This is a genomic window from Protofrankia sp. CiP1_Cm_nod2 (genome assembly GCF_920664355.1).
Lineage (GTDB): Bacteria > Actinomycetota > Actinomycetes > Frankiales > Frankiaceae > Protofrankia.
The window spans coordinates 1-2,922 of record NZ_CAKKTL010000383.1 but is presented as its reverse complement, the minus strand read 5'-3'; the positions used below and the strand labels follow the sequence as shown (position 1 = coordinate 2,922).

2 protein-coding genes and 1 pseudogene are annotated in these 2,922 nt (G+C 73.9%); all 3 read right to left on the bottom strand.

The features are described from left to right. Window positions 1-354: pseudogene (locus NBW84_RS23695) on the bottom strand (hypothetical protein); the annotation flags it as partial. A 218-nt stretch (window positions 355-572) separates the two neighbouring features. Continuing rightward, window positions 573-2,186 carry a hemolysin family protein gene (locus NBW84_RS23690; protein WP_445548837.1) on the bottom strand — a complete coding sequence of 538 codons (1,614 nt, stop codon included), beginning with the start codon at window positions 2,184-2,186 and terminating at the stop codon, window positions 573-575. An 84-nt stretch (window positions 2,187-2,270) separates the two neighbouring features. Further along, window positions 2,271-2,747 carry an rRNA maturation RNase YbeY gene (gene ybeY / locus NBW84_RS23685; protein WP_250287549.1) on the bottom strand — a complete coding sequence of 159 codons (477 nt, stop codon included), beginning with the start codon at window positions 2,745-2,747 and terminating at the stop codon, window positions 2,271-2,273. Between the last annotated feature and the right edge of the window lie 175 nt (window positions 2,748-2,922).

Sequence of the window (2,922 nt, the reverse complement as noted above, 5' to 3'; positions counted from 1 at the left end):
GGCCGCACCCGCGGCACCCGCGGCGTCGGCCGCACCCGCGGCGTCCGGCCCGGACCCCGACAGTGGCCCGGCGAGACGGTCGGAGACGATCGCCGCCGCCTCGAAGCGGCGTGCCCCGCTGGATGCCGCCGCGGCGACGGCGGCGACGAGCGCGGAGACGGTCAGCCGCTCCCGCGCGTTCTCCACGGTCGCCGCCACGTAGGTCCGCCCGTCGGTGTCGCGGACGGCCGCACCCTCGGCGGCCGCGGTACCGCCCCGGGGGACGTAGGCGCGCAGCCTCGCCGACCGGGCGAGGATCACGAGCTTGGCGTCCTCGGCCGACAGTGAGCCGTGATCGATCCGGGTGGCGGCCAGGCTGCCGCCGGGCGCGTCCGGTCCGCCGCCGGCCCCGCGGTTGTCAGCACCGCCGTCGGCCCGTGTGCTAGCAGCCCGCGCGTTGTCGGCCCGCGCGTTGTCGGCCCGCGTGCTGTCGGCCCGCGTGCTGTCGACCCGCGTGCTGTCGACCCGCGTGCTGTCGGCCTGCGCCTCCAGGTCCAGCTCTGACACGCCGCCTGCCCCTGCCTTGTCGAAGATCATGTGCGCGCCCCGGAAGCGGCACGGCGCGTGACAGGGCCGGTGGCACCCGCCTCACCGCCCTGCCTCCGCCCACCGTCGCCGCCGACAGCACCCACGGTATCTATATCATTACCAAAAGCATTGCTCGTACCGCTCGTACCGTCCGTACGATTCTTACCGGTCCGGCCGTCACTGCCCTGCTCCCTGCCCGCCCGGCGACTGCCCGCGTACGCGGCCTCACCCTCGAAGCCCCCGGGGCTCCCGGCCGCCCTGGTGCTTCCGGGCCCGTCGCCCCGGGATGTGCCGCCGCCGGCCGCGTCACGCGTGGGCGTGGACGCGGACCCACCGGCGGTGGCGTTCCCGGCCTGCCCGGACGACCGCCGCACCACCACGGTACCGATCTGGTTGCGCCGGCCGGCGGCGCTCTCGGCGGTGAGCGTGACCACGCCGACGGTCGCCGTCGCCCCGGGCAGCGGCACCCGGCCCAGCGCGTTCGCCAGCAGCCCGCCGACGGTCTCCACGTCGTCGGAGCCGGGCAGCTCGTCCGTGCCGAAGAGCTCGCGCAGATCGTCCACGCCGAGCCGGGCGGTCACCCGGGCGGTGTCGTCGTCGATCCACTCCACCGGGACGATCTCGGCGTCGTACTCGTCGGTGATCTCGCCGACGATCTCCTCGAGGATGTCCTCGATGGTGACCAGCCCGGCGGTCCCACCGTACTCGTCGATGACGATCGCCATGTGGGTCCGGGACGCCTGCATCTCGCGCAGCAGGACGTCGGCGTGCTTGCTCTCGGGCACCAGCGCGGGTGGCCGCATGACGTCGGAGACGGGCCGGGTGTCCCAGCCCTCGCGCTCCCGGCCGACCATGTCCTTGAGGAAGGCGATCCCGACGACGTCGTCCACGCTCTCCCCGATCACCGGGATGCGGGAGAAGCCGCTGCGCAGCGCCAGCGAGATCGCCTGGGCGACGGTCTTCACCGACTCGATGTAGACCATGTCGGGCCGGGGGACCATGACCTCGCGCACCAGGGTGTCCCCGAGCTCGAAGACGGAGGCGATCATGTCGCGCTCGCCGCGCTCGATGACGGAGTTCTCCTCGGCGAGGTCGACGAGGTCGCGCAGCTCCGCCTCGGTGGCGAACGGGCCGTCGCGGTAGCCGGGGCCGGGGGTGACGGCGTTGCCGAAGGCGATCAGCAGCCGTGGCAGCGGCCCGAACATCCGGCCGAGCCAGCTGGTCAGCCCGGCGGTCGCGAGCGCGATCACCGGGGCGTGCTGGCGGCCCAGCGTCCGGAACACGACCCCGACGAAGATGTAGGCGAACAGGGTCCCGACCAGCGCGCCGAAACCGACCGCGATGAACCCGGCACCATAGGTATGCACCGCGATGACGGTCACGCACGCGGCGGCGACCATCTCCCCGACGATCCGCAGCAACAGCAGCAGCGCCAGGTACCGCCCCGGGTCGGCGACGATCGTGGCCAGGCTCGCGGCCCGGGGGCGCCCCGCGCGCACGAACCCCTCGACCGCGACCCGGGAGACCCTGGTCAGCGCGGCGTCGATGCACCCGATCCCGGCCGCGAACAGCGTGGCCAGCACCGCGAGCAGCAGCAGTGGAACATCACCGTAGCCCATTGGTCCGCCCTGTCAGCTCCCCCCACAGGCTCAGTGCGCGGCGCTCCGCTGGCCCGTCCGCTGCGTGGCGCTTCCCAGGCACGCTCAGCGCGTGCCGGCGGCGCGGGCGGCGGCCCAGGCGGCCAGCAGGTGGGACTGCTTCGCCCACATCTCCCGCTCCTCGTCCGGCTCGGCATGGTCGTAACCGAGCAGGTGCAGGATGCCGTGCGTGCACAGCAGGTGCATCTCGTGCTCGGTCGAGTGCCCCGCCTTGGCCGCCTGCTTACGGGCGACCTCCGGGCACAGGACGACGTCACCGAGCAGCAGGGTCGGGTCGTCCTCGCCCGAATCCGGCGCGGACGGGTCGAACGCGTCGTCCTGGGGGAAGGCCAGCACGTCGGTCGGGCCCTCCTCACCCATGTAGCGGACGTGGAGCTCCTCCATGGCGACCTGCTCCACCAGCATGACCGACAGCTCCGCCAGCGGGTTGACCCTCATCGTGTCCAGCACGAACCGGGCGAGCGCGGTAAGGGTGACCTCGTCGGTCTCGACACCCGACTCGTTCGCCACGAACACGGCCATCAGTGATCCATCCTCATCCGGCGCCGCCGTCCGCGGCCCATCGTCGTCGGCAGGCCCATCATCGTCGGCATGCGCTCCGGTCCGCGAGCCGGCGGGCGCCGCGGCCCCGGCCTGCCGGCCGGCAGGCCCGTCATCGCCGGTCCCGGCGGGCGGCCTGGGCCGGCCGGGGCCGCGG

Bases quoted from the DNA above. Each gene is read 5' to 3' on its own strand.
- ybeY (WP_250287549.1), bottom strand. From the start codon at position 2,747: ATGGCCGTGTTCGTGGCGAACGAGTCGGGTGTCGAGACCGACGAGGTC.
- NBW84_RS23690 (WP_445548837.1), bottom strand. From the start codon at position 2,186: ATGGGCTACGGTGATGTTCCACTGCTGCTGCTCGCGGTGCTGGCCACG.